The sequence below is a fragment of the Pseudanabaena sp. UWO310 genome, assembly GCF_006861605.1.
Taxonomy (GTDB): domain Bacteria; phylum Cyanobacteriota; class Cyanobacteriia; order Pseudanabaenales; family Pseudanabaenaceae; genus Pseudanabaena.
Window position 1 is genome coordinate 1 of the sequence record NZ_SELU01000046.1, and the last position, 25,137, is coordinate 25,137.

Consider the following 25,137-nt stretch of genomic DNA (forward strand, 5'->3'; position numbering starts at 1 on the left):
TATAAAACCAGAATCGGTGGCGCGGCTCCGCCGCGCCACCGATTCTGGCAAATCTGGATTGGTATCTTATTCTCTCGCAAGTCCCTTATACCTAGGTCGATCGCAATTTTTTCTGTAATAAAAATCTCCTTGGTTTTCTAAGCAGCCAATAGTTTAAGTTTCCCTCGCGGTCGTACATTTGATAACCTACGCGATCGTATAGATTGCGAGCGGTTTGGTTATCCTCGAGAACATGCATATACAACTGCGAATATCCCCATTGCTTGACCGTTCCTTCTGCTGCTAGCAAAAGTTGTTTCGCTACTCCCCGTCGCCGCCAATGGGGATGGACGGCTAAGTTAAAAATATAGGGATGTTGCTGCATTTCCCGACCGAGCCAAAAATTTTGATGTCCTTTAGTGGGGACATAGCGCATACAAATCTCAAGGGTAGCGATCGGTAAAGACTTGTTAGCAGGATGGGTGGCAACCAGACAGGCATAGCAGGGCGTTTTTTCCCCAAAGCGACTGCTAAGGTCGAGCATGATGCCATAGCGCAGGAGCGGATAGACCATATCAACAAAGCATCGGTGCAAAAAATGGACTTGGCGATCGACGCTACGATAAAAGCTCTCAGTCAAGATCTCGGATACATAACCAACATCTCTCGGGTTAGCTTGACGAATGGTAAACGAAGGAAATTGGCTTGGCACATTTAGCGCTAACGGCTTAGCGAAAATAAATTAACGATCTCAGTTATTATCGCTAAATAGGGTTAATAACTGAGCTAATCGCTCAGTTACTTATCATAATTATTTTAGCCAGCGATCGCCAATGCCCAACCCCGAAACTCCCATCTATAGCCCCAGTAAGATCCGTCCGCGCAAGCAGTTTGGGCAACATTGGCTGCGCAGCGATGATGTCCTCAACAAAATTTTACGTGCGGGGCAATTGCAACCAAGCGATCGCATTTTAGAAATTGGTCCTGGTACGGGTAATCTCACCCGGTTGCTCCTGCCTTTTGTGGAGTCACTGACCGCCGTGGAAATTGATCGCGATCTTTGTGAAAAGCTGCGTAAAACCATGACACAAAAGAACTTTCAACTAATTGAAGGGAGCATTCTCGACATTCCCCTTCCCGCAGAAACCAACAAAGTCATCGCCAATATTCCCTACAACATTACTGGCGAAATTCTGAAAAAACTATTGGGGACATTGTCCGAACCAGTTCATCAGTTTGAGCAAATTGTGCTGCTCGTGCAAAAGGAAATTGGCGATCGGCTGGCTGCGAAAGCAGGACATAAGGCGTACAATGCCCTCAGCGTTAAGATTCAATACCTTGCGGAATGCCAGTTTATTTGTGATGTTCCTGCGACTGCTTTTTATCCACCCCCAAAAGTTAATTCGGCAGTTGTCCGCATTATTCCGCGTCCCACACCTACCCCAGCCAGCAATCCGAAATTCTTAGATCGATTGCTCACACTGGGTTTTGCCACGAAGCGCAAAATGTTGCGGAATAATCTGATCTCGGAGATTGATCGCGATCTTTTGGTGCTTATTTTGGAAAATATGGGCATTAACGCGCAGGTGAGAGCCGAAGATCTCGATGTCGCTCAGTGGGTAGCTTTGAGTGAAGCTGTAATTAAATCAAAGTCTTTAAATGATTAGGATTTACCCAATAACTCATCATACCAATGCCCAAAATGGCAACGCCATTTTGGGCATCTTAAAACCTTACTGGGTTTAGTTTTTAATTCACAAAAGTGTTGTCACACTTTCGTGAATTGGTATTACTACCGCCAATAAAAACCAAAAGAGAGAGGCGGCGCGAAGCGCCGCCTCTCTCTTTTGGTTTTTAGTTTATTCTTTAGTCAGCCCTAACTATGACCTAACCGATGAAAATAGTCACCCAACTTGCTCTAGTTGCACTGTTATGGATTGGCGTAATCAATACAGGCTCACTTGGAAGTTCAGATACCGATTTTCGATTGCAAATGGCTCATGCTTGGTGGACGGGAACTCCAGAGGTTTCTCCAGATTTTAAACCTATTATTCGTGGAGAAATTGGTGGCGGACTCATGGGAACGGGTGGAAAACGCTATATCAATTATGATTTGGGTCAGTCGATGCTGATGCTTCCTGCGGACTGGATCGGAACGCAACTGCATCGATTTATCCCCAACAGATCCGCCATACCTGAACTATATTTACGGCGTTTAATTGTGAGCTTCTTAATTTTTGTCCCCCTCAATGTGGCAATGGTTATAGCTTGTTTTTATCTATTAAGACTTTTTGAGTTTGAAGAAAAACTTGCAGGTTTAACGAGCATCGTGATGCTCATGGGAACGACAGTTCTAAATTATGCTCAAATCCACCAACAAAATAATCAAATTCTTCTCTTAACCTTGACTAGTTATGCTCTTTCCCTCGCCTATTTACAAAGGGGAAAATATCAGTTTTTGATAGGTAGCGGCTTGTTAATGGGAATTGCTGTTTTAATTCGTAACACCAGTATTATTAATGCTTTTACTTCTTTAATGTTTCTCCTTGGTTGTATTGCTTATCAAAGCCGTAATAGATATAAAATATGGCAATGTGTATGGCTGTGGACTACGGGATTTTTACCGATCGCCTTATTTGACAGAACCCTTGCTTTCTTTCGGTATGGAAACTTCTGGGCTACAGGTTCCAGTGTTTTTATGCAAACGCAGGCTACCGATCCATTTTTCGCGCAGTTACCTGCACTTCCTCCTAACTATCCCCTGATTAATTCACCTGAAGTTGGCATTTTGGGCGTGCTTTTTGCTCCTGCCAAAAGTATCTTTATTTACGATCCATTGTTGATTCCATGCTTAGTGATCGCATTTTTGACTTGGAAGATGCTGCTGCCTTATATGCGGTGGTATTTAATTGTAAATATCTTTAACTTAGTGATGTTTTTGATATTAACAAGCAAGGTCGAGTTTTGGAGCGGTGATGTTGCTTGGGGTGCTAGATACCATGTTACATCCGTACATCTTATAATAGTTCCTCTCCTCGCATTATTAATCCAAAGATGGCAAAATCAGAAAATCAAAAACTGGTTTATTGCTGCTTTGATTGCTATTAGCATAACGATTCAAATTATTTCGGTAGTTATGCCCAATAATTTAGAGGTGGCACAGACCTTAATTAGAGGAGAGAAAACAACAAATACCTTTACGTTGGGACGGAGAACGACAAATATTCTCTGCCTTTTTAATAATAGTTTCTCAGATGAATGTACGGATAAAATTTTGCAAAATTCCATTCTGAGTGAAGCCCAAAAAAATCAATTGCAATATGATAATAGAATGGTTTTTTTACCCTTTAATATGGGGAGTAAACTCAACTCAAAGATCGTAACAACGCTTGTATTATCTATGTGGATTATGGTTTTATTGACGGCTATTTTTGCCATTACAAATTTTTGTTGGCAGCTATCGCGGGCATAACTTATGATTTATAGCTATAGTTATACTAAAGCTCAAAATGGCTACGCCATTTTGAGCTTTGAGAACCCTTACTGGGTTTGGTTTTCAATTCACGAAAGTGTGACAACACTTTCGTGAATTGGTATTACTTAATAAGTCAGGACATCAAACCCAATAGAGAGTTGCGGCGCTTTGCGCCGCAACTCTCTATTGGGTTTTGTCCTAACATTACTGACTATAGCTATATCAGTAGTTCAGTATAATTAAAAACCAAAACCAGAGAGTGTACCGCCCGCATAGTGGGCGGTACACTCTTCTAGGTCTTAGCTACTTATCAATAATTCGCATCATGACTAGTTTCCATAGCTCCTCAATACCGATCGCCATGACGATTGCTGGTTCCGATAGTGGCGGAGGTGCAGGGATACAGGCGGACTTACGTACCTTTTCCTTTCATTGCGTTCATGGGACGAGCGTGCTTACCTGCATCACAGCCCAAAATACTCAGGGAGTTACCAGAGTCGATGCCATGTCACCTGAAGCCGTGACTGCTCAATTTGAAACAGTGATGGTTGATATGCGGGTAGGAGCCATTAAAACGGGAATGCTTCTCAATCAAGAGATTGTTAAAACTGTGGCAAAAAAGTTCGTTGCCTTTGGTTTGGGAAATGTGGTGGTCGATCCTGTGATGGTGTCGCGGACAGGGGCGCAATTGCTAGATGATGCTGCGGTAAAGACAATGAAGGATCTCTTGATTCCATTAGCAGCGATCGCCACTCCCAATCGTTATGAAGCGCAGATTTTAGCGGAAATGGAAATTCACACCTTGGGGGATATGCAAACTGCGGCTCAGCAAATTTATAAATTGGGAGCGCGATCGGTATTGATTAAGGGAGGAGCGATGAGTGGCTCACTCAAGGCGGTGGATGTGTGGTTTGATGGCGATCGCTTTGAGGTTTTACAGACAGAAGCGATCGATACTCAGCATACCCATGGAACTGGTTGCACCCTGTCAGCGGCGATCGCTGCTAACTTAGCGCTGGGTAAGCCCCATTTCCAAGCAGTGCAAGAGGCAAAAAATTACGTGACGGAAGCCCTGAAATATGGACTAGCGATCGGTCGAGGACAGGGACCCGTCGGACATTTCTATCCATTGTTAAAGCTGTAGCCATTTGTCCTAAGACAAATGGCTACAGCTAAGTCGTTCGGCATAATTAAAAACCAAAACCAGAGAGCATACCGCCCGCGCAGCGGGCGGTATGCTCTTCTAGGTTTTAAGTTTACTTATGCCTAGCTACTTATAACAACTTAAGAGATAGCTAGAGCGAATCAAAACCCCAAAGATGAGTGGCGGCGCGAAGCGCCACTCATCTTTGGGGTTTTATATTTGATTGCGCCTAGCGACTTAATCAAAATTTAGACTTTAAACCCGATGACTCATGCTGATATTAAAACTGATGCATAGCCGATCTTCATCGCTGAGATTGACTTCTACGCCGTGATTTAGCCAACTGGGGAAAATGATCATCGTTCCTTCCGTTGCCTTGTAGGTAATCTTTTGGATCGTCCAAGGCGTGAGTTCGGCGATCTTAGGCATAAACATATGGGCGACATCGCGAGGATCGCGAAAGAAAATACCACCGCAATTCTCAGATGCTTTCACATAATAAACACCGCTCAATATGGAATTGGGGTGATTGTGCAAAAAATTAGAAGCAAATTTGGGATTGATAATTGCCCAACAGTTAGCCACAAACATAGTGAATCTTTGGAGGTCAAAGCCCATTTCTTGCCCAGCCTCTAAAGCATTATTGATGGCAATATTGACGATCGCTTGAAATTCTGGCTGTTGATGTAGGTAGTCTTTGCTATGCCATCCTAAAGAATTAGACCAATTTAATCCCTGAGTATCTTTCTGGTGCTCGTTGTAAATCGCGGGGAGCAATTTTTGATTTAGTTCTTGATAGTTTGGTACTTCAAAGTGCCAGATGGGCGTAGGAAACCAGTCATCACGCTTCATTATCGTTATCGTCTCGTTGTCGTCTATATATGCTGCCAGTTTTATCTTATAGCTCCCGTCACCTGTATCAGGACATAAAACCCAAAATAGTATTGCCGCGCTCCGCGCGACAGAACTATTTTGGGTTTTATGTCCTAATCCCTTCCCAGTAAAGAATTAGATGTTGCGGCGCTTTGCGCCGCAACATCTAATTCTTTACTTTAGTTATGGCGCTTAGCTCACCACTTTGCCGAGAACGATCAAGCTTTGGGCGATGCCATCTAGCTCGGCAATTTGTGGTAAATTTCCCCATTCCGTAAAACCAAAGTTCTTAAATAGGCGCAGGCTGGGATGATTGTGGGCAAATATAAAACCGACCAGCTTAGAAATATTTAACTGTGGACATTGCCCGATCGCATGATTGAGCAATTGCTTGCCGATCCCTTGGTTTTGATAGGTAGGCTCGATGTAAATGCTTACTTCGGCGGTTTTGTGATAGGCCGGACGACCATAAAACATTTGCAGACTGAGCCAGCCCACAATTTGTTCGTTGCGATCGCTGTAAATATGGCGATCGCCGACAGACATCACCCAGACAGGATAGCGATCGTCATGGGAGCGAAACCAAGCGCGACGGCTTTCCACCGTAATCGGTTCGAGATCGGCGGTAGCAAGACGGCTAGGAATGGCAGCATTATAAATCTCAATAATGGAGGATAGATCTGCCTCGACTGCCAACCGAATCTGCATAACTGGTTACTCCTAAACTAGAAAATGCTATCAAATTTCCCAAAATATAACGCTTTGTAATAAATATCTAGGCATAAGTAACCCAAAAATAGGGAGCGTACCGCCCGCGTAGCGGGCGGTACGCTCCCTATTTTTGGGTTTAATCTCTGGGTTAATCATTGGGTTTTGGTTTATGATTGCAGTGATACTCATCGCCGTTGTTATGGAATTATTTGCTGGGTTACTTACGACGGTTTTAGGCATAGCTGGCGCACCTGGAATTGCGATCGACAAAATTGCAACGGACTATTTGCGCAGTCAAATCGTGCGAGCCGATGTCCTAGAGGTGCGTGTTGATAATGCTCCTAACTATCAGATTCTTTTAGGTAATGTCGATCGCATTCGTGTTGCGGGGCGAGGGGTTTTCGTTTTAGAGTTTTTACGGATCGATCAGGTCGATTTGGAGACCGATCCGATCAGCATCGATCCCAGTTCTTTGCAGTCTGGCAAAATTGTGTTGCGGCGACCATTACAGGCTGCTGTCCGCTTGGTCTTGCGTTCTGAAGATATCAATACGGCGCTGCGATCGCCCGATGTGCAATCTTCCTTTAAAAATCTGAGCATTGATATTTCGGGAACTAATAAAAACCCTGAAATTTTAGATTTGCTCAATCCTGAAGTAACTTTTTTAGAAGGCGATCGCGTAAGGCTGGCGGCAACATTACAGGCGCAACCGACCCCCGCTAAGCCCAACCCCAAGAAGCTCGATGTCTCATTGAATGCCGAACTAAAAACCATCGGGGGCACAAAACTGCAAATTGTTAACCCACAAATTGAATTGTCAGGAACGCCGATCCCCAATCGGATTGCTACGGCTTTTACCAATGGATTGAATAAAGTCCTAGACTTGCGACAACTGGAAAGTAAAGGCATCACCGCTAGAGTTCTCAAACTAGAACTGACGGCAGGAAAAATGCAAGTTATTGGCTTTGCCAAGATGGATGCTATTCCCAATCAATAGGCGCAATCATGAGTCAATGCCTAAATCCGCAATGCAACTATCAAAACCCTGATCGGATGTTGAGTTTTTGTAGTCATTGTGGCTCTAAACTCAAGATTGGCGATCGCTATCGGGCGATCGGGATTTTGGGGCAAGGCGGTTTTGGCAAAGCTTTTATGGGTATTGACGAAGCGCTGCCATCGCAGCCCAATTGTGTCATCAAACAGTTCTGTCCCGCCGATCTAAACAGTGCCGCCAAAGCTGCCGAGCTATTTCAACAGGAAGCCGTGCGCCTTGATGATCTGGGAAAGCATCCTCAAATCCCCACATTGTTTGCCCATTTAGAACATGATGGTCGGCAATACCTGATTCAAGAATTTATCGATGGACAGGATTTGTTAAAGGAATTGCAAGGACAAGGGACGTTTAGTGAAGCCAAAATTCGGATGTTATTGAGCGACCTATTGCCGATCCTGCAATTTATTCACGATCGCCAAGTTATCCATCGCGATATTAAACCCGAAAATATTATTCGCCGCCGACTTGCCATTGCCTCTGGTGCGGTTACGGCGGGAAGTCATGTGTTAGTTGACTTTGGCGCGGCAAAGTTTGTGACGGCAGGGATGGAGACGGGCACACGCATCGGCAGTGCGGTATATATTGCCCCAGAGCAGGCAAGGGGAAAAGCCATATTTGCTAGCGATATCTATAGTTTAGGCGTGACCTGTATTCACTTGTTGACCAATGTTTCTCCCTTCGATCTGATGGATATGGATGGTACTTGGATCTGGCGAAATTTTTTAGGGAATACGAACCTCAATCCCCAGCTCGGTCGGGTGCTGGATCGAATGATTGCTTCTTCTCCCAGTCAGCGCTATCCTACGGCTCAAGCCGTACTTCAGGATCTTCAAAGTCTCCAAAGTCTCCAAAGTCTATCGGCTCCCTCTCCTATGAGCTATGCACCTCAATTTGGGAGATTGCGCCATCAAAAAGCGATCGCCAAAACGCAGATCGTCCCGATCGCTCCCAGCCCCAAACCACCGCCGATCGCGATTGCTCCTCGATTGTCGCAATTTTCCTTTGAGATGGCGTTAGTGAGTGTCAATCACGGGATTGGCAAATTCATCAACCATCCTTTGCAAATCAAGACAATATCAAAGAACAGACTTGCCTATATTGAGAGCTTAGGTAACTTGCAAGGGATGGCGATCGGCTTAGAAATGGTATTCATCCCCGCAGGCAAATTTGCGATCGGTTCGCCTTCGGATGAAGCCGATCGCCGTGAAGAAGAGAGTCCGCGTCATATTGTGAATCTCGCTCCCTTCTTTATGTCGCGCTTTGCCATTACCCAAAGACAATGGAAAGCATTAATGGATAATAATCCCGCTATGTTTATTGGCAATAGCGATCGCCCCGTGGAAATGGTGTCATGGGACGATGCTCAGTCCTTTTGTCAGAAACTTGCCGAACGTACTGGTCGCCCCTATCGGTTGCCGAGTGAATCGGAATGGGAATATGCTTGTCGGGCGGGGACGGTCACAGCCTTTGGTTTTGGGGAAACGATCGCCGCAAATCTGGCTAATTACAATGGTGCAAGCCCTTACAAATATGCACCTCAAGGCATTAGTAATGCGGCTACGACCGAAGTTGGTTCCTATCCCGCCAATGCCTTTGGCTTGCACGATATGCATGGCAATGTGTGGGAATGGTGTATGGATGTCTGGCATGATGATTACGACCTATTGCCCAAGGATGGGAGCGCTTGGATGACAGGAGGCGATCGCAGTTGTCGCGTCGTACGGGGTGGCTCATGGCGCGATCCTGCCCATTATTGTCGCTCCGCTAAGCGTTATAAAAATGTCACTAATCAAGGCGATCGCTATACGGGTTTTCGGATTGCCGTGACGTTAGCGATTCCTTAGCCGATGCTTTCTCTAGTCAAAGATTGCCGCGCAGAGCGCGGCAATCTTTGGCAAATTCTCAAGTTAAGAAATGGCTACGCCATTTCTTAACTTGAGAATTTGCCAGCTTAACCCGAACTGACGTTATACCAATTCACGAAAGTGTGGCAACACTTTTGTGAATTAAAAACTAAACCCAGTAAGGGTTTTCAAAACACAAAATGGCGTAGCCATTTTGTGTTTTGGTATTAATTTACGATCGCAGATGGGAACTAACCTGTAGGAGAGCCTTTTCTAACTGAGCAAAACTAATGGGCTTGCTGATATAGCTATCCATGCCTGCGGCTAAATATTTGTCGCGATCCTCCTGCGATGCGTTGGCGGTCACAGCAATGATATGGGGACGAGAGCTTTGATTCCATTCTGCGATGATTCTTTTAGTAACCTCGATGCCATCCATTTCAGGCATCTGAATATCCATCAAAATCACATCATAATGCTTCGCTCGTAACTGAGTCAGCACATCTAATCCATTATTGACGGTATCGGGTTCGTATCCGAGTGTTTGCAGGAATTTCTGAATGAGAATTTGATTGAATTGGACATCTTCGGCAATTAAAATGCTCAAGGGTAAGGTGGAGGCTAACTTGACCTTATTGACGGGAACAGGACGCTCCCGTTCAATTTGCACCTCCGAACTCGTGATGTCATCGGTGGCTGGGGCGATCGCGAGCATCGGTGCTGCGGGCGAGATTTGGTATTCAGTCTTCCGTTCCGTTGGCGGTTCCGTTAAATTCAGGGCAAAATTAAAGGTACTTCCGCGATCGGGGGTGCTGCTTACGCGGATTTCTCCGCCCATCTGCTTGACCAGATTTTGGCTAATGGCAAGCCCTAAGCCCGCGCCTTGCTGATTCCTTTTTGATGTACCTACTTGCTCAAAGGGTTGAAAGAGCTTCTCCAGATCGTTGGCGGCAATGCCAATACCCGTATCTGTAACCGTAAATTGAATTAATTCGATGGGGGATTCCGTCAGGCTGGTTTGGACTCTTTGGACTCTATTGATGGTTAAGGTAATTCTGCCATGATTCGTAAATTTGATGGCATTACTGAGGAGATTGAGCAGAATTTGTCTTAGGCGTTTTTCGTCGGTATAAACCGTGGTGGGCAAATCTTCGGCAAACTGGGTTGTCAGGGTGAGATTTTTGGCGATCGCTCGAGCAGACACCATGCCCACGGTTACTTGGAGAAATTCAAGGAGAGCGACAGGATTTAAAGCGATCGCCATTTTTTTGGCTTCAATTTTGGAAATATCTAAAATATCTTCAATTAATGAGAGGAGGTAGTCTGCCGATTGATAAATGATTTCCAGATATTGACGGGACTCGTCATCTAAATTAATGTTCTCGCGCAGGATTTGCGAAAAGCCCATGATCGAATTGAGCGGGGTGCGTAATTCGTGACTCATGCTTCCCATGAATTCGCTTTTAGCCAAATTTGCTGTTTCGGCAAGCATCATTGCCGTTGATAGCTCTTGGTTTTTAATGACTAGCTGCAACTTTTGCTGATTGCGTTCGGTGATATCCTCGATCGCAATTAAGATCATCTGACCGATATTGGGGCGATCGATCTGACAGGCATTGAGTAATACGGTGCGATTGCCCAATTGCGGAAAATTCTGGGTAAGTTCGTAATTCTGCACCGTAATATCTAGCAGCAGAATTTCAGTGAGGAGCGATCGTAGTTTGGGGATATTCCATTCGCCCTGACCAATGGTAAAAATCGATTGATTTTCGGTCTGGCTGGGGCTCATTTGGAAAATTTGATAAAAGGCATGGTTGGCGGTTAATACCTGCATCTCCGCATTAAGTACCACCAGAGGCTGGCGCAAAGTCTCAATGATCGCCGCCGCATAATTGCGGGAAGATTCCAGCTCAAGGGCATTGCGTTTGATCAAGTCGATATCAATCAAGCTGATCACAACCCCATCAATGTGATTGTCGGTGGTGCGATAGGGACGAATTCTTAAGCTATACCAACGCCCCGATAGATCTTTAACTTCCTGCTCGTAGGGAATCAAAGTATCAATGACCGTTGTAATCAAGGTTCTGATATGGGGAATATCGAGATTATTTTGAATATCGCTAAAGGGTCGCCCCACATCGCTGGGAATTAAATTAAAAGATTGCTCCGCCATCGGCGTAAAGCGTCTAATCCGCAGATCGCCCGACAGCATCAAGATCGGGATATTAACGCTGCTGAGCAAATTTTGCATATCATTGTTGAACTGATGGAGCTGCACGTTACGACTGCGGAGTTCGTCATTAATTGTGCTTAATTCTTCATTCGTCGCTTGAATTTCTTCTTTGGCAGTTTCTAGTTCCTCGTTGGCACTTTGCAACTCCTCATTGCTAGAGAGAATTTCCTCGCCTGCCACCTTGAGGTCTTGGTTGTTTGCCTCCTGCGTCTCAATGATCGATCGCAAATATTCTTTGGTTTTCTCTAACTCATGGGTGAGTCGTGCCACCTCTAGTTCTGCACTACGTGATCGATCCGATTGATTTAGCTCTTTGCGAGATCTGCCCAGATTTTGCTGTGGTGATAGCGATCGCTGTGGTCTACTCGTAAATAAAACCAAGAAATAGGGATCGTTATTCATACTTAAGGGAATGACCTCGATTTTGACGATCACCCCCTGTTGCAGTTCAATGCCATCTTTGACGATCGGGATATCTTGATCCTTGGCGCTAAAAATTGCCGATCGCAGTTCTAGTCTCAGGGTGGGACGCGCCATTTTGAGCAAATTGAGGCTAGCTTTGCCGGGAGCTGGTTCCAGATAGGCGCTAGTCTGACCGCGAAACTGTAAAATGTCTAGCTCGCTATTAACAATGACTCCCACAGGTGCATAGCGACTGAGGACGACGCGATCGGCAAGGAGCTCTAAATTATTTTCGGGCGGTTCCTTAAATTTGATCGGAGCAGATGAATCGCTCACACTATCTTTGGTATAGGTGCTTTTGACAAAGTTAAAATTCATCCTTGGAGCCGAGTGTTTACATTTATAAATACGGCTCTTTTTATCGGCGATCGCGAATAAATCCGTGGCGTTACCAATCCCTTCTGAACTTCCCAACATCAAAAAACCGTTAGGATTGAGGGCATAATGGAAAATAGGCATCACCTTTCTTTGGAGGACTGGTTCGAGATAGATCAGCATATTGCGGCAACTGATCAAATCTAGGCGCGAAAACGGGGGATCGTTGGTTAGGTTTTGCCGCGCAAATACGCATAGACTCCTCACGGTTTTGCCAATCTGATAGCCTCCTTCCACGGGGACAAAGAAGCGCCGCAAGCGTTCGGGCGAGATATCGATCAAGGTATTATGGTTGTATATGCCCACTCTGGCTTTTTCGATCGCGATCGTACTGATATCCGTCGCAAAAATTTGAATTGTTTGTTTATTAGGGCGATCATCAAAAAATTCTAAGAGACTAATGGCGATCGAATAGACCTCTTCACCCGTTGCGCAGCCTGCGACCCAGATCCGAATCGGGGCATTTGGCAACTTATCCTGACAAATTTGGGGAAAGACAATATCCTTGAGCGCCTTAAAGGAGTCGGGTTCGCGAAAGAAACTCGTTACATTAATGAGAATATCATGGTAAAGTTTCTCGACCTCAATGGGATGCTCTTGTAAGTAATGGGCATACATCCCCAAGTTTTGTAAATTTAGTAACCCCATCCGCCGCGCGATTCGGCGGCGGATCGTGCCTTGCTTATAGTGCGTAAAGTCTACGCCCATAGCATTGTTCAAAATTTCTAAGACGAGGGGTAGAAATTTCTGGTTCTCTGGACTTTCCGTAAAAATGGATGCTTCGGCTGCTTCAATTTCGTAATTATCATTAGGCATGATATCCGTGGAATCATCTATTTCCATAGCATTCTGGCTGATTTTGCCCAGTTCTCGCGCAATTTCGGCAGGGGGCAAGACAAAATCTACATACCCCGATGCGATCGCAATCATCGGCATGGTCGGAAACTCTGCCGAACCGAGATCCTGCGCGAAGGTGACTCCCCCAGCCCCTTTCACTACTCCTAACCCTACGGTTCCATCTTCGTTATTCCCCGATAAAATGACAGCGATCGCCAGATGTTTGCGATCGGCGGCAAGGGAACTAAAAAAACCATCAATTACCATATATTTCCCCCTCACCCGCTGCCGTGGCTCCAGCCGCAAGACTCCCTGCTCCAGCGTCATCAGAGTATTAGGTGGGATCACATATACCGAATTTGGCACGATGCGCATACCTTCCACTGCTTCATTAACGGGCATCGTGGTGGCATTGCGGAGGATTTCGCTTAACTGACTGTGATGCTGCGGCGATAAATGCTGAATCAGCACGAACCCCATTCCCGTATCAACTTCTAAATTGCTTAAGAGTTGCGTAAAGGCTTCTAGCCCCCCTGCGGAAGCGCCAATGCCAACGATGGGGAAGCTATCTGGCAAACTAGGCTTAGATCCCATTGATAAATCAGAGGAACTAGTGACTACTAAACTTGATTCTGATTTGTCAGTCATTTAGTTTCTCCCTTGATTTGATTTGATTTAGTTTGATTTATTAAGTGGCTGGGCATAATTAAAATCCAGAATCAAGACCTGTAGCCCACGCTGCGCGTGGGCTACAGGTCTTGGAGTTTTATATTTAATTGCGCCTAGCTACTTAGCAATCCTAAATAAGTTTAGAGCGGCTTCAATCTCGCTCAGACAAGATACGTTGGCTGAGCGAAATTGAAGTGCTATTGTTCTCAAAAATGATTTAGGACTGCTATATTTACTAATACTAATACATAAGCCTTAAAAAGTTATTTTTTATAAAAAATATTCAATTGATTGTGAGATTATATTTGCCAAGAATTTGATTTGTCGATGAGTTTAATGGATTTATAAAACTGTAATTTTATGATCTTCTTTTGTGTCTATCGTTTTTGTGATTTGCGTAAAATCTGCTAAAAACAACTGATTTAGATTAAAAAATTGTATATTTTGCCTCTAGTTGCTGTTTTCTAGAATTAAATGCTTGCTACTAGTTTTCTCTTTGTTTGTTTTTGTGATGCATTAGCTTTGTGTTCATAAGTATACTTAATATACTTATAAATATACATATTGATTGGGTGTTCGATATTCTTAGTTAGCACTAATTTTTATGGTTTTCTCTAAATTAGAATTGCTCGCAAATAAAACTTCGTTAATTAATGGGAATCTATAGTAATCCTCAATGAGTTAAGAAACCATTTAAGAATTCACTAGATCCCCCCCAGCCCCCCTTAAAAAGGGGGGAGAATTAAATTCTTCCCCCTTTTTAAGGGGGATTGAGGGGGATCTCTTAGAGTTTTTGACCGCAGAAAGTAATTCTTAAATGGTTTCTAAGTAAGTGGGCTTAATCAAATATAAAAACATAAAACCCTGCGGCGCATCGTGCGCCGCAGGGTTTATATCTGGATTTTAATTATGCTGAGGTACTTAGTAATCCTAAATGAGTCGAAGCTCTATTTTTCTCATTTAGCTGTCGCAATCGGAGGAAGAGAAGGTTAGCGCGAAGCGCTAACCTTCTCTTCCTCCGATTTGAGCTTATACCAATTCCCAAAAGTGTGGCTACACTTTTGGGAATTAAAAACCAAACCCCGTAATGGTTTTAAAATCACAAAATGGCGTAGCCATTTTGTGATTTGGTATTAGAGGAGTCAACAATGATTTGCTTGATGGCTGATTCCTGTGATTCAATGCTTGCAACTAGGCGAAACTGTACTAGCGATCGCCATAGATTATGTTCGGGATGTTGGGCGTGGAAGTAGATATTACCTGCTAAGTAATCGGTAAAAAAGCGCAAACCCAACTCAAAGGTAATCACCCTGATCGCGTCGTAAATATAGGCGTAATCGGATTCCGTCAAAAAGGAATTAGCCTTGGCTAAATATCCCTGCAAGATGCCTTGACATAGTTCTATCTCAAAGGTGACATCTTCCCATTGTTCTGTCTCTTCGCCCCGAAGATTGCAACCCGATCGCAAGCAATCACCAATATCGTAATGGATTAATCCTGATTTGACCGTATCGAGGTCGATTATGCTTACCGCTAGCTGGGTCTGGCGATCGAACAGAATATTATTTACCTTTGGATCGCCATGGATCGTTCGTTCTTGTAGTTTCCCCGCCTTCGCATCTTCTAAAATATGTGCTAATCCCCTGCGATCGCTCACGAACCTCACGCAGTAATCGACTTCAGGGGAAATATGCTGATTTCCCTTTGCCAAGATCTCTTCATATTGCTTGAAATAGCGCGGCGTAATATGAAAGCCTTCTAAGGTATCCGCCAATCTAGTCGGCGCTAAGTCGCTAGTCAGATGATGGAAAGTTCCCAAGGCATAGCCAACTTCTCTAGCCCGTTCGACATCTGCAATTACATCAAAGGACTGGGAGCCTTCAATAAAACTAAGCGATCGCCAAAATTCTCCCTGCTCAGTTTGCCAATAGTCAGCCCCCTCTTCAGTTGGTAATATCTGCGGAATTTCCCACCGTCGATCGAGGGGCGATTTTTGCAAGCGATCGCGCACATGTTCTGCATAAATTCGGATATTCTGCATAACCATCGGTGGTTTTTTAAATACCACCGAATTGATCCGCTGCAAAATAAAATGACTAGAATGTTTGACTGGTAAATTATCTTTGAAATTACCTTTTAAATTACCTTTGAAATTATCTTTTAAAGAAATTAGAAAAGTATCATTGATATTGCCACTGCCAAAACGTTGAATATTCGCAATTGGAGATTGAGGCAAGAATTTTTGAACGATCTCTTCTATGGAGGATTGCTGAGACTGATCGAGGAGATGATTTTGAACCATAATTTTTTGAAACAAGGTCAGGCAATGTTTGCATGAAAGTTGAAACTACAGCAATTCCCGATGTTTTACTGATCGCACCTCAAGTTTTCCACGACGCAAGAGGATTTTTCTATGAGTCCTATAATCAGGTATCTTTTGCAAAAATGACAGGGCTAAATCCGAGGTTTGTGCAGGATAACCATTCGCGATCGCAAAGAAATGTATTGAGAGGATTGCACTATCAAATTGGCAAGCCTCAAGGTAAGTTAGTGAGAGCCTTGGTCGGTGTAATTCAAGATGTTGCCGTAGATTTGCGTCGCAGTTCGCCCACCTTTGGTAAATGGGTAAGTAATATTCTAAGTGCCCAAAACTACCAACAGCTCTGGATTCCCGCAGGATTTGCCCATGGATTTCTAGTCCTGTCTGATTTTGCAGAAATAGCCTATAAGGCTACAGATTACTATGATCCTCAAGAAGAACGTTGCTTGTTATGGAACGATCCCGACCTTGCGATCGCATGGCAACTTGACGAATCCCCGATTTTGTCTGATAAGGATGCCGTTGGCAAATCATTGAAAGAAGCAGAGTTATTTGTATGAATCTAGGATTATCTCCAGCAGCATCGCCAGAAAAATTCTCAAGAGTACTCGTCACAGGTGGGGCAGGATTTATTGGCTCGAACTACGTGCATTATGCCCTTGTCAATCATCCGACATGGGAGATCGTGGTTTTAGATAAGCTTACCTATGCGGGTAATTTAGATAATCTCAAGGATGTTCGCGATCGCCTTACCTTCATTCAAGGCGATATTGCTCATCCTGACGATGTGGAAAAAGCCGTTAATGGTGTGGATGCTATCCTCAACTTTGCCGCCGAAAGCCATGTCGATCGCAGCTTGCGCGATCCGCTTCCCTTTATTCGCACCAATATCGAAGGCACTTTATTACTCTTGGAAGCGGCGCGAAAACATCAAATCAAACGCTTTCTCCATGTTTCGACCGATGAGGTTTATGGTGATCTTGTGGGCAGCGATCGCCATTCATTAGAAACTGACGTTCTATCGCCTCGCAGCCCCTATGCCGCATCCAAAGCTAGCGCAGAGCATCTGGTCTTTTCCTATGGCATTAGCTACGGTTTAGATGTGGTAATCACAAGAGGCTCCAATACCTATGGACTATACCAATATCCTGAAAAAATTATTCCGCTCTTCATCACCAACGCGCTAGAGTCCAAAGCCCTGCCCATCTATGGCGATGGTTCTGCCGTCCGTGATTATCTCTACGTTGAAGATCATTGCTCAGGTATTGACATAGTTTTACACAAAGGTAACAGCGGTAAAGCCTATAACTTGGGAGCAAGAATGGAGGTGAATGGGCTTGAAGTTGCCAAGACTATTTTAGGGTTGCTTGATCGCCCTGAATCCTTAATGCAATCGGTGAGCGATCGTCCAGGACATGACTATCGCTACTCCGTCGATCCTAGTGCGACGGAGGCTCTAGGCTGGCAACGTCAATGGGATTTTCAACGGGGCATGGCTCAAACCGTCGCTTGGTATAAGCAGAACTCAGATTGGTGGCAAGCGGTCAAGGATAAGAAAGTATTTCAAGAACATTACAACCAGTGGTATGCCCGATGAGTAATCCTCTAAAAGTGGCTCTGATCGGTGCAAATGGTCAGTTAGGATCGGATATCGCTAGTCATTTTGCCCAAGGCGATCGCTATCAACTCACCGCATTAACTCGCGCCGATATTGATATTTGTGATGCCAATGCTGTCGATCGAGTTTTGAGCGGGCAAAAATTTGATGTTGTCATCAATAGCGCCGCCTATGTACGGGTCGATGACTGCGAACAGGAGGTCGCAAGAGCTTTTAACGTCAATGCGATCGGTGCATTGAATGTGGCAAGAACAAGCCGCGATATGGACGCTTTGTGTGTATATATCAGCACTGATTATATATTTCGTGGCGATCGCCAAGTTCCTTACTCCGAGTTCGATCTTCCCGATCCGATTAATGTTTATGGGACATCTAAGCTCACGGGTGAATATCTAGTCAAACAAACGACCCTGCGATCGCTAATTTTGCGCATATCTAGCGTATTTGGTAAAGCAGGCGCGAGCGGTAAAGGGGGCAACTTTGTGGAAACGATCATTAAAAAAGCCAAAGCAGGCGAGCCCCTTAAGGTGGTTAATGACATGGTGATGTCTCCCACCTATACCTACGACGTAGCCAGACTCTTAGACTCATTATTACAGGCTGGTACTACGGGAGTTATGCATGGGGCGAATGCAGGTATTTGCTCTTGGCATGAGTTTGCTACCGAAATCCTGCGTCTAGCTAATATCAGTCATCCGATTGAGTCAATTCCGACATCTGCATTTCCCACTAAAGCTAAGCGACCGATGAATTCTGCTCTCGTTAGCGATCGCCTAAATCCGAGTGCAGCTTTTAAAATGCGCTCTTGGCAAGACGCACTTACAGCCTATTTAGCTGAAAAATCATACCTTTAATAAACATGCAAGTGGCTGGGCATAATTAAAACCCAGAATCAAAAGCTGTAGCGCACGCGCAGCGTGCGCTACAGCTTTTGGGGTTTTATATTTAATTGCCCAGCTACTTAATAAACATGAGCTTCACTTCGCGTTGCTAATTTTTAGATATCTGGAAAACATAAAAATATGAAAGATATGAAAGCCTTAATTCTCTCTGGTGGCAAAGGAACAAGACTGCGACCACTCACCTACACAGGGGCAAAACAACTAGTACCCGTCGCCAACAAGCCAATTCTTTGGTACTGCATCGAAAGTATTGTCGCCGCAGGCATTACCGATATCGGCATCGTGATTAGCCCTGAAACGGGGGATGAAGTTAGAAACAAAACGGGTAACGGCGATCGCTTTGGTGCAAATATTACCTATATTCTCCAAGATAAACCCGCAGGGCTAGCCCATGCCGTTAAAACCGCACAGCCCTACTTAGGCGATGATTCCTTCATCATGTTTCTCGGTGATAACCTGATTGAATCCCAACTGGATACCTTCTTGAATGATTTTGCACAAAAGCAATTAGATGCTCTAATTTTATTGCGCCAAGTACCAGACCCCAGTGCCTTTGGGGTCGTGACTGTAGATGCAACAGGCAAAGTGCTAAGACTGGTTGAAAAGCCCAAAAACCCTGAATCTAATCTGGCGCTAGTTGGGGTGTATTTTTTTAAACCAATAATTCATGATGCCATCGCCCAAATATCTCCATCTTTTAGAGGTGAGCTGGAAATCACCGATGCTATCCAAAAGTTAATTGATACTAATCAAAAGGTTGAAGCCTCCGAACTTGAGGGGTGGTGGCTCGATACTGGTAAAAAAGACGATATTCTGGTTGCTAATCAAATTTTGCTGGATACGCGGCTTAAATCCCAAAATCTCGGTGAAGTCGATTCCGCTAGTAATATCAGCGGAAGGGTTCAGATAGGTCAAGGCTCTCAAATTATTAACTGTAAAATCCGTGGGCCTGTAATCATCGGTAATGATTGTCATCTTGAACATGCTTACATTGGTCCCTATACCAGCATCAGCGATCGCGTCACTATTGTTGATACAGATATCGAACATAGTGTGATTCTCAACGACACCACAATTACAGAAATTCATCAACGCATCGTCGATAGTGTCATTGGTCAACGGGTATTGATGCAGGTCTCTCCCAAGCGTCCTCAAGCCCTACGTTTTCTGGTTGGGGATGACTCCCAGCTAGAGATTATGTAATTATGGCAGTGAACCCAAGAAGAGAATAGCGGCGCTCTGCGCCGCTATTCTCTTCTTGGGTTTTGATTTTGCCTTACATACAAGCGGCGACGGCTATATTACAGACCGAAAAAATTTGGTAAAATTGTATTTTGACAATGTTACTCAAGGCTAGTCACGCTATGTATCAGCCAATTCATCCGCGATCGCCCCTAGAGACAATGCCAACGATGTACGATTTGCCAAGTGAGTTGGTGGGAGAGTCTGGTTTGCCTGACGAATTTCATTGCATACAGGCGGATTTACTCAGTGAGACCTGCCAACCCGTTGGCTATTCGCCAGAAGAGATCCTGCTCGCAAGCGATCTCAATCTCTATTACGACCCCAGACATACTCAATGGTACAAGCGTCCTGATTGGTATATGGTTTTGGGCGTACCGAGAGCTATTCAACAGCAGGAATTGCGGCTGAGTTACTTAATCTGGCAAGAGGGCGTAACGCCTTTTTTGGTTGTGGAGTTGCTATCTCCAGGAACTGAAGAAGATGACCTAGGACAAAGGCTGAGAGAGGTCAACCAGCCACCGACTAAGTGGGAGGTCTACGAGCGGATTTTGCGCGTTCCTTACTATGTGATCTACGATCGCTACGAAAATAATCTGCGTGCCTTTGAGATTTCAGTTAACGGATATAAGGCAATCTCATTAACCGATCGACGCTTCTGGATTGAAAGTTTAGGGATGGGATTGGGACTCTGGCAAGGGGTTTATCAAGGAACCGAAGGGCTTTGGCTGCGGTGGTATAACCAAACTAGTTGGCTGCCCACCCTAGCCGAGAAAGCTGAGGCAGCTAGCCAACGAGCTGATAAATTGGCTGCTTACCTGCGATCGCAAGGTATAGATCCTGATAATTTATAACTTGAAAAAATCAAGAGCTGTAGCGTACGTGCAGCCTGCGCTACAGCTCTTGATTCTGGGCTTTAATTATGCCCAGCCACTTGGGATTTAAACAAAGTGTTGCCAAGATGATTTTTTTACAGGGATATAGCAGTAGCCAGTTATGTTAGGACAAAAACAAAACCCAGAAGAGTGTTGCGGCGCTTTGCGCCGCAACACTCTTCTGGGTTTATAGCTATATAAGTACTTTTGCAAAATAAATTACGGAAACCTTTAAAGTTGCGCCCCTGCTAGGCGCAACTTTAAAGGTTTGGATCTGTAATTAATTATGCCTAGCTACTTAACGAGTTTAGGTTTGATGCCATAAATCATCTAATATATTCTCTACACTCAAACTAAAGCTCTTCTATACGAGGTTTTGACTCCTGATGAGTCTGTCATTAAGCAGTAAATACATCAGTGCCGATGTTCAGCATTACCTAGAGCTATTGCAGGTTCTAGTGAGCCGTAACCTTAAGGTACGTTACCGAGGGTCGTTTTTAGGAATATATTGGTCATTGCTAAATCCTTTGATCATGACTGGCTTGTATACTGCTATTTTTGGGGCAACCTTTGCTAAGTACTATGACAACTCTCTCCTCAACTATGTTTTGGCAGCTTTGACAGGCTTGATTGTCATTAACTTTTTCTCAGCCTCCACCTCCCAAGCCTTAAGTAGTGTGGTTGGAAATGGCGCATTACTTAACAAAATTCGGCTACCTGTAAGCGTTTTTCCCGTTTCCATGATTACTGCTAATATATTTCAGTTTGTGATGGGGACTTATCCCTTACTAGCGATCGTCGCGCTGATAAAGTCTCATAGCTTAGTTAATGTATTTGCGATACTTTTGCCTTTTATTGCTTTGGTCATGTTTTGTGTGGGGATCGGTTTTTTTGTCAGCTCCCTCTATGTTTTCTTTCGGGATTTACCTTATTTTTATGAGCTTGTGGTATTCATGCTCTGGATTAGCAGCCCTGTATTTTATCCAGCTGCGATCGTACCCAATTCGGTCAAGCCTTTTTTAAGTATTAATCCGCTATCCCCTATTATCGAGAGCCTACGGCAAATTACTCTTTCTGGAAATTTGCCAGACTTTATGATGATTGCTAGTGCTTTGTTGAGTGGTACGATTTTCGCGATTTTGGGCTGGGCATATTTTCACCAATCGCGATCGCAGTTTATGGATTTACTATAGATGACTGAAGAAGCAATTAGATTAGAGCAAATATCTCTGTGGCGTAGGACTCAAGAGGAATTTTCCTATGACTTAAAGAAAACGGTTTTATCTTTTTTTGAGGGAAAATATCGCCAACCAGCGAAGAAGCTAGTGTTGGATAAAATTGACTTGGTGGTGGAAAAGGGCGAGAAGATTGGCATCGTTGGTAGCAATGGTGCTGGTAAATCCACACTTTTAAAGGTGATTTCAGGAATATTACAACCCACCACTGGTAAGGTGCGAGTCCGAGGAAAGATTGCCCCTTTGATTGAGTTGGGCGCAGGTTTTGACGCGGAAATTTCGGTTATCGACAATATTTTGTTGTACGGGGTGTTGCTAGGCTTTTCTAGAGCAGAAATGAAGGAACGAAGCGATTCGATTCTTGACTTTGCCGAGCTAGAAGATTATCGGTATGTGCCTGTTAAGGGATTATCTTCGGGGATGGTGGCTCGCTTAGGCTTTGCGATCGCTACAGATGTAAAACCAGATATTTTGATCCTAGATGAAGTTTTGTCCGTAGGAGACGAGAGTTTTAGGAATAAATGTCAAAAACGTATGGATAGATTTTGGGATTCTCACGTTACCATAATAGTCGTTTCTCATTCAATGGAATTTATTAAGCAGTCTTGTGACAAAACAATTTGGCTAAATAAAGGCAGAATAGAGCTAATCGGAGAATCAGAAAAAGTAGCCAACTCTTATATTCAACGCGTTACTTAAATTGGATAGTAACGTATCAAAACCCCAAAGATGTCGGCGCGAAGCGCCGCCATCTTTGGGGTTTGGTATAACTTGGTATAAAAGCTAAGTGGATTGGCTGATTAATTTTTTGATCACATCATCAATTTGCGTGACAGCTTGCATTACATCTGTTGAACGTCGAGCTAATTCTATGGCTTTGTGCGATTTCTCTTGATAAAAGCTTGAATCGTTAGCTAACTTGATTGCCCTAGCTAAATATTCATCAGGATCTTTAGCTAGCAGATCTGGATCTCTTTCATCAAGTAGTAACCTACCAAAATCATCCGCATAAAGGGCCACAATTGGCTTCCCATGAATAGCGACCTCACGACAGGCATTACCACCAATGAAAGGGAATGTATCTAGAAAAACATCAATGACTCTTCCATAGATATTTAAATCAACATTGTAGTGAAGGAAAGTTACTCTTCCCTGTAAGTTCTTATCATTTAAAAACTCGTAAATTAGTGTAGGATCTCCAGTTCCCACAATTAATAAATGAGCATTAGGGACTGCTTCTAAAAGATTACGAGCGATATCTAGATAGGATGGAGTGATTTTAATTAGTCTAGTAAAAACAGCAAAAAGAAAACTATTTTCTGGGAATAAATTTCGAGCTTCATCAAGAGCTGTTTGGGAACATCCTTTTGTTAATGTAATTTCTTCCTGCATTGGCATTAAATAACTACATTTATCCTGCGGAACTCCAAAACCATGTTGATAATCTTTAGCACATAAAAACACCCAATCCAACTCAGGAATACTCCAATAGGGATAGCCTAATTCTAACCAGAACTGCAAAGGTGCAGCACGATGTAAAAAGAGATAGGTCGCAATACTAGAGGAAACATCGGTAATTAAGACATCAATTTGATCGTCTTTAAGTTGATTGATAATCAGATCCAAGGATGGATAATTATCTTGTTGCGGTAAGGATCGGATCGTAATACCTGTATTCTCAAAAGATTTAATAAATTCACCCGAAATCCACTGCACGCAATAAATAAAAATCTTTCGCTCAGGTAAGTGAGAATGCCCCTTAGTTAAAGACATGATTATGGGGGCAATGGCATTACCGCGATCGAAATGAGCGTAATGGCATATATAAGCAATATTTAAAGGTATATCGATCTGTGGCTTTCGGTAATTTGATTGGATAAGAGGAGAGGTAATATTTTTCCTAATATATTGGGAAAAGGGGCGAACACCAACCATATCAAATAGTTTCATGTCTTCAAGACATGTTGCGCTACACCAATAAAGTCCATACAAAGCTTCATAGATTTTAAATGCCATTTCAGGCTGTACATCTTGATGATTGAGAATTCTATAGAAATGCGTAGCAAGAAGAGCGGCGATTAATTCGGCTTGACGGTGTTGTAATGTAATTAAAGTAATAAATATTTTTTGAATAATCTCAGCTTGAGTTGATAGCTCCATTTCAAGTAGAGAATGGTTTGATAAAATCAAAAATGATGTTCTTAACGCATTGTTGTAGAGAATTTGTAAAGATTTTGGAGATAAAGAGCTGTTTAAACCAAAGCTTTCTAGCTGTTGTCGATTGTAATCAAGGTTTTCTTTGGTATCAAGCCACTGAGAAGATCTCACAAGATTCTGGAAAGCCAATATTTGATCGTTTAAGTTTTTAATTTCATTCTCTAAAAATATAAATGAAGAATATCTAATGACCTTAAGATTCAGTTTTGATAAAATTTTATTAGCCGAGATTCCAATATGATTAATAATGGTATTTAACATAATAATCCAACAGAAATTATAAGTAAGGTTAACAAAACAACTAGTTGTCTTAATGTTATTGTCTTGATGTAATATTTAAGTTGTGGTAGCTTTGACAGCAATAATATTCGGACTCTGGCTGGTCAAAAAAAGTTTTGCTTCTTTTCCTGCATTTGCAATTAAATCTAGGATCGAAACATTACCGATGAAATCACCCCAAAGTTGCGGATATGGAAGATAATCATAAGCCTTATATTCTAAACCTATTCCATTTTCGCGAAATAAATTCTCATCTAAATAATCCTTTGCAATTTGACCTGACAAATATGATGTTGCATTAACTTTTTTAAGTAATTGGAGTATTCTCTCTGTTTTATTTGCTGTGGCAGAATAATCACGCGCCATCACGATTGGAGTTGTAATATTGAGATAGGAGCAAATAGATTTGATCAACCGTACATTTAAGTCACTTAATTTAATATCATCTACTGATATTGCACTTTCCCACAAACAAACAACATCATGAAAAAAATCTGCTGCTTTAAGCGATCTTTCAATTAAAATACGATGTTTGGTTTGCCATGATTGATTCGGAGAACTAATTAATACCTGATCGATATCAAGTTGATAGGGCTTTGACTGGACAGGAACAGTCAACCAATGAAGTCCAGAGTCAGTTTTTAATTGATTTCGATTTCGCCAACTTCTCCCCATTGGATATTGAATATCATCAAAAACAATAAATAGATCTACGCTGTCAATAAAATCAAAATATCCTCGCCAAGGAATATAGTTAGACTGTATTATTCCTACCTTCACATCAAAAGACCTT

At 43.3% G+C, this 25,137-nt stretch carries 19 protein-coding genes; 12 read left to right on the forward strand and 7 right to left on the reverse strand.

Annotated features, from left to right (window positions below):
* Window positions 1-91: 91 nt before the first annotated feature.
* The gene (locus PseudUWO310_RS15270; RefSeq protein WP_142602728.1) at window positions 92-691 is read right to left on the reverse strand and encodes a GNAT family N-acetyltransferase; all 600 of its coding nucleotides are present in this window, start codon (window positions 689-691) and stop codon (window positions 92-94) included.
* 121 nt (window positions 692-812) lie between these two features.
* Here PseudUWO310_RS15270 and rsmA point away from each other — a divergent pair, with 121 nt between their 5' ends.
* The 3 genes from rsmA to thiD all read left to right on the forward strand — a co-directional run bounded on the left by rsmA (window position 813) and on the right by thiD (window position 4,598).
* Window positions 813-1,646, forward strand: coding sequence for a 16S rRNA (adenine(1518)-N(6)/adenine(1519)-N(6))-dimethyltransferase RsmA (rsmA, locus tag PseudUWO310_RS15275; RefSeq protein ID WP_142602730.1), 834 nt, complete (start codon window positions 813-815; stop codon window positions 1,644-1,646).
* Between the two features lie 227 nt (window positions 1,647-1,873).
* Complete coding sequence (locus tag PseudUWO310_RS15280) at window positions 1,874-3,451, forward strand: hypothetical protein (protein ID WP_142602732.1); 1,578 nt, start codon at window positions 1,874-1,876, stop codon at window positions 3,449-3,451.
* Between the two features lie 328 nt (window positions 3,452-3,779).
* Window positions 3,780-4,598 carry a bifunctional hydroxymethylpyrimidine kinase/phosphomethylpyrimidine kinase gene (thiD, locus tag PseudUWO310_RS15285; protein ID WP_223805685.1) on the forward strand — a complete coding sequence of 273 codons (819 nt, stop codon included), beginning with the start codon at window positions 3,780-3,782 and terminating at the stop codon, window positions 4,596-4,598.
* 255 nt (window positions 4,599-4,853) lie between these two features.
* Here the strand turns inward: thiD and PseudUWO310_RS15290 are convergent, their stop codons facing one another.
* On the reverse strand, window positions 4,854-5,450 hold the full coding sequence (locus PseudUWO310_RS15290) for a TIGR02466 family protein (protein WP_142602734.1): 597 nt from the start codon (window positions 5,448-5,450) through the stop codon (window positions 4,854-4,856).
* 213 nt (window positions 5,451-5,663) lie between these two features.
* A complete protein-coding gene (locus tag PseudUWO310_RS15295; RefSeq protein ID WP_142602736.1) occupies window positions 5,664-6,179 on the reverse strand; it encodes a GNAT family N-acetyltransferase in 516 nt (171 codons plus the stop codon).
* Window positions 6,180-6,351: 172 nt separating this feature from the next.
* On the opposite strand from PseudUWO310_RS15295, the gene PseudUWO310_RS15300 reads away from it, so the two are divergent.
* Together PseudUWO310_RS15300 and PseudUWO310_RS15305 are read left to right on the forward strand one after the other, a co-directional pair.
* Complete coding sequence (locus PseudUWO310_RS15300; RefSeq protein ID WP_142602738.1) at window positions 6,352-7,179, forward strand: DUF2993 domain-containing protein; 828 nt, start codon at window positions 6,352-6,354, stop codon at window positions 7,177-7,179.
* A gap of 8 nt (window positions 7,180-7,187) precedes the next feature.
* Window positions 7,188-9,080: a bifunctional serine/threonine-protein kinase/formylglycine-generating enzyme family protein gene (locus PseudUWO310_RS15305; RefSeq protein ID WP_142602740.1), complete on the forward strand. Its 1,893-nt coding sequence runs from the start codon at window positions 7,188-7,190 to the stop codon at window positions 9,078-9,080.
* A 232-nt stretch (window positions 9,081-9,312) separates the two neighbouring features.
* On the opposite strand, the gene PseudUWO310_RS15310 is transcribed toward PseudUWO310_RS15305, so the two are convergent.
* Both PseudUWO310_RS15310 and PseudUWO310_RS15315 read right to left on the reverse strand, forming a co-directional pair.
* Window positions 9,313-13,635, reverse strand: coding sequence for a CheR family methyltransferase (locus PseudUWO310_RS15310; RefSeq protein ID WP_142602742.1), 4,323 nt, complete (start codon window positions 13,633-13,635; stop codon window positions 9,313-9,315).
* A gap of 1,120 nt (window positions 13,636-14,755) precedes the next feature.
* Window positions 14,756-15,958: a phosphotransferase enzyme family protein gene (locus tag PseudUWO310_RS15315; protein WP_142602744.1), complete on the reverse strand. Its 1,203-nt coding sequence runs from the start codon at window positions 15,956-15,958 to the stop codon at window positions 14,756-14,758.
* Window positions 15,959-15,990: 32 nt separating this feature from the next.
* On the opposite strand from PseudUWO310_RS15315, the gene rfbC reads away from it, so the two are divergent.
* The 7 genes from rfbC to PseudUWO310_RS15350 all read left to right on the forward strand — a co-directional run bounded on the left by rfbC (window position 15,991) and on the right by PseudUWO310_RS15350 (window position 22,547).
* Entirely contained in the window at window positions 15,991-16,536 is a 546-nt protein-coding gene (gene rfbC / locus PseudUWO310_RS15320; protein ID WP_142602746.1) for a dTDP-4-dehydrorhamnose 3,5-epimerase, read from the forward strand.
* Window positions 16,533-17,573 (forward strand): dTDP-glucose 4,6-dehydratase, encoded by a 1,041-nt coding sequence (rfbB, locus tag PseudUWO310_RS15325; RefSeq protein ID WP_142602748.1) that lies wholly within the window; start codon window positions 16,533-16,535, stop codon window positions 17,571-17,573. The genes rfbC and rfbB overlap by 4 nt, the downstream gene beginning before the upstream one ends.
* On the forward strand, window positions 17,570-18,448 hold the full coding sequence (gene rfbD, locus PseudUWO310_RS15330; protein WP_142602750.1) for a dTDP-4-dehydrorhamnose reductase: 879 nt from the start codon (window positions 17,570-17,572) through the stop codon (window positions 18,446-18,448). Before rfbB ends, rfbD begins: the two co-directional genes overlap by 4 nt.
* Window positions 18,449-18,625: 177 nt before the next feature.
* On the forward strand, window positions 18,626-19,699 hold the full coding sequence (locus tag PseudUWO310_RS15335) for a glucose-1-phosphate thymidylyltransferase (RefSeq protein ID WP_142602792.1): 1,074 nt from the start codon (window positions 18,626-18,628) through the stop codon (window positions 19,697-19,699).
* Between the two features lie 161 nt (window positions 19,700-19,860).
* The gene (locus PseudUWO310_RS15340; RefSeq protein WP_142602794.1) at window positions 19,861-20,592 is read left to right on the forward strand and encodes a Uma2 family endonuclease; all 732 of its coding nucleotides are present in this window, start codon (window positions 19,861-19,863) and stop codon (window positions 20,590-20,592) included.
* Between the two features lie 407 nt (window positions 20,593-20,999).
* Window positions 21,000-21,806, forward strand: a complete 807-nt coding sequence (locus PseudUWO310_RS15345) for an ABC transporter permease (RefSeq protein WP_142602752.1) — start codon at window positions 21,000-21,002, stop codon at window positions 21,804-21,806.
* Window positions 21,807-22,547 carry an ABC transporter ATP-binding protein gene (locus PseudUWO310_RS15350; RefSeq protein WP_142602754.1) on the forward strand — a complete coding sequence of 247 codons (741 nt, stop codon included), beginning with the start codon at window positions 21,807-21,809 and terminating at the stop codon, window positions 22,545-22,547.
* Between the two features lie 84 nt (window positions 22,548-22,631).
* On the opposite strand, the gene PseudUWO310_RS15355 is transcribed toward PseudUWO310_RS15350, so the two are convergent.
* Together PseudUWO310_RS15355 and PseudUWO310_RS15360 are read right to left on the reverse strand one after the other, a co-directional pair.
* Complete coding sequence (locus PseudUWO310_RS15355; RefSeq protein WP_142602756.1) at window positions 22,632-24,326, reverse strand: hypothetical protein; 1,695 nt, start codon at window positions 24,324-24,326, stop codon at window positions 22,632-22,634.
* 75 nt (window positions 24,327-24,401) lie between these two features.
* Window positions 24,402-25,124, reverse strand: coding sequence for a WbqC family protein (locus tag PseudUWO310_RS15360; protein WP_142602758.1), 723 nt, complete (start codon window positions 25,122-25,124; stop codon window positions 24,402-24,404).
* Window positions 25,125-25,137: the final 13 nt, after the last annotated feature.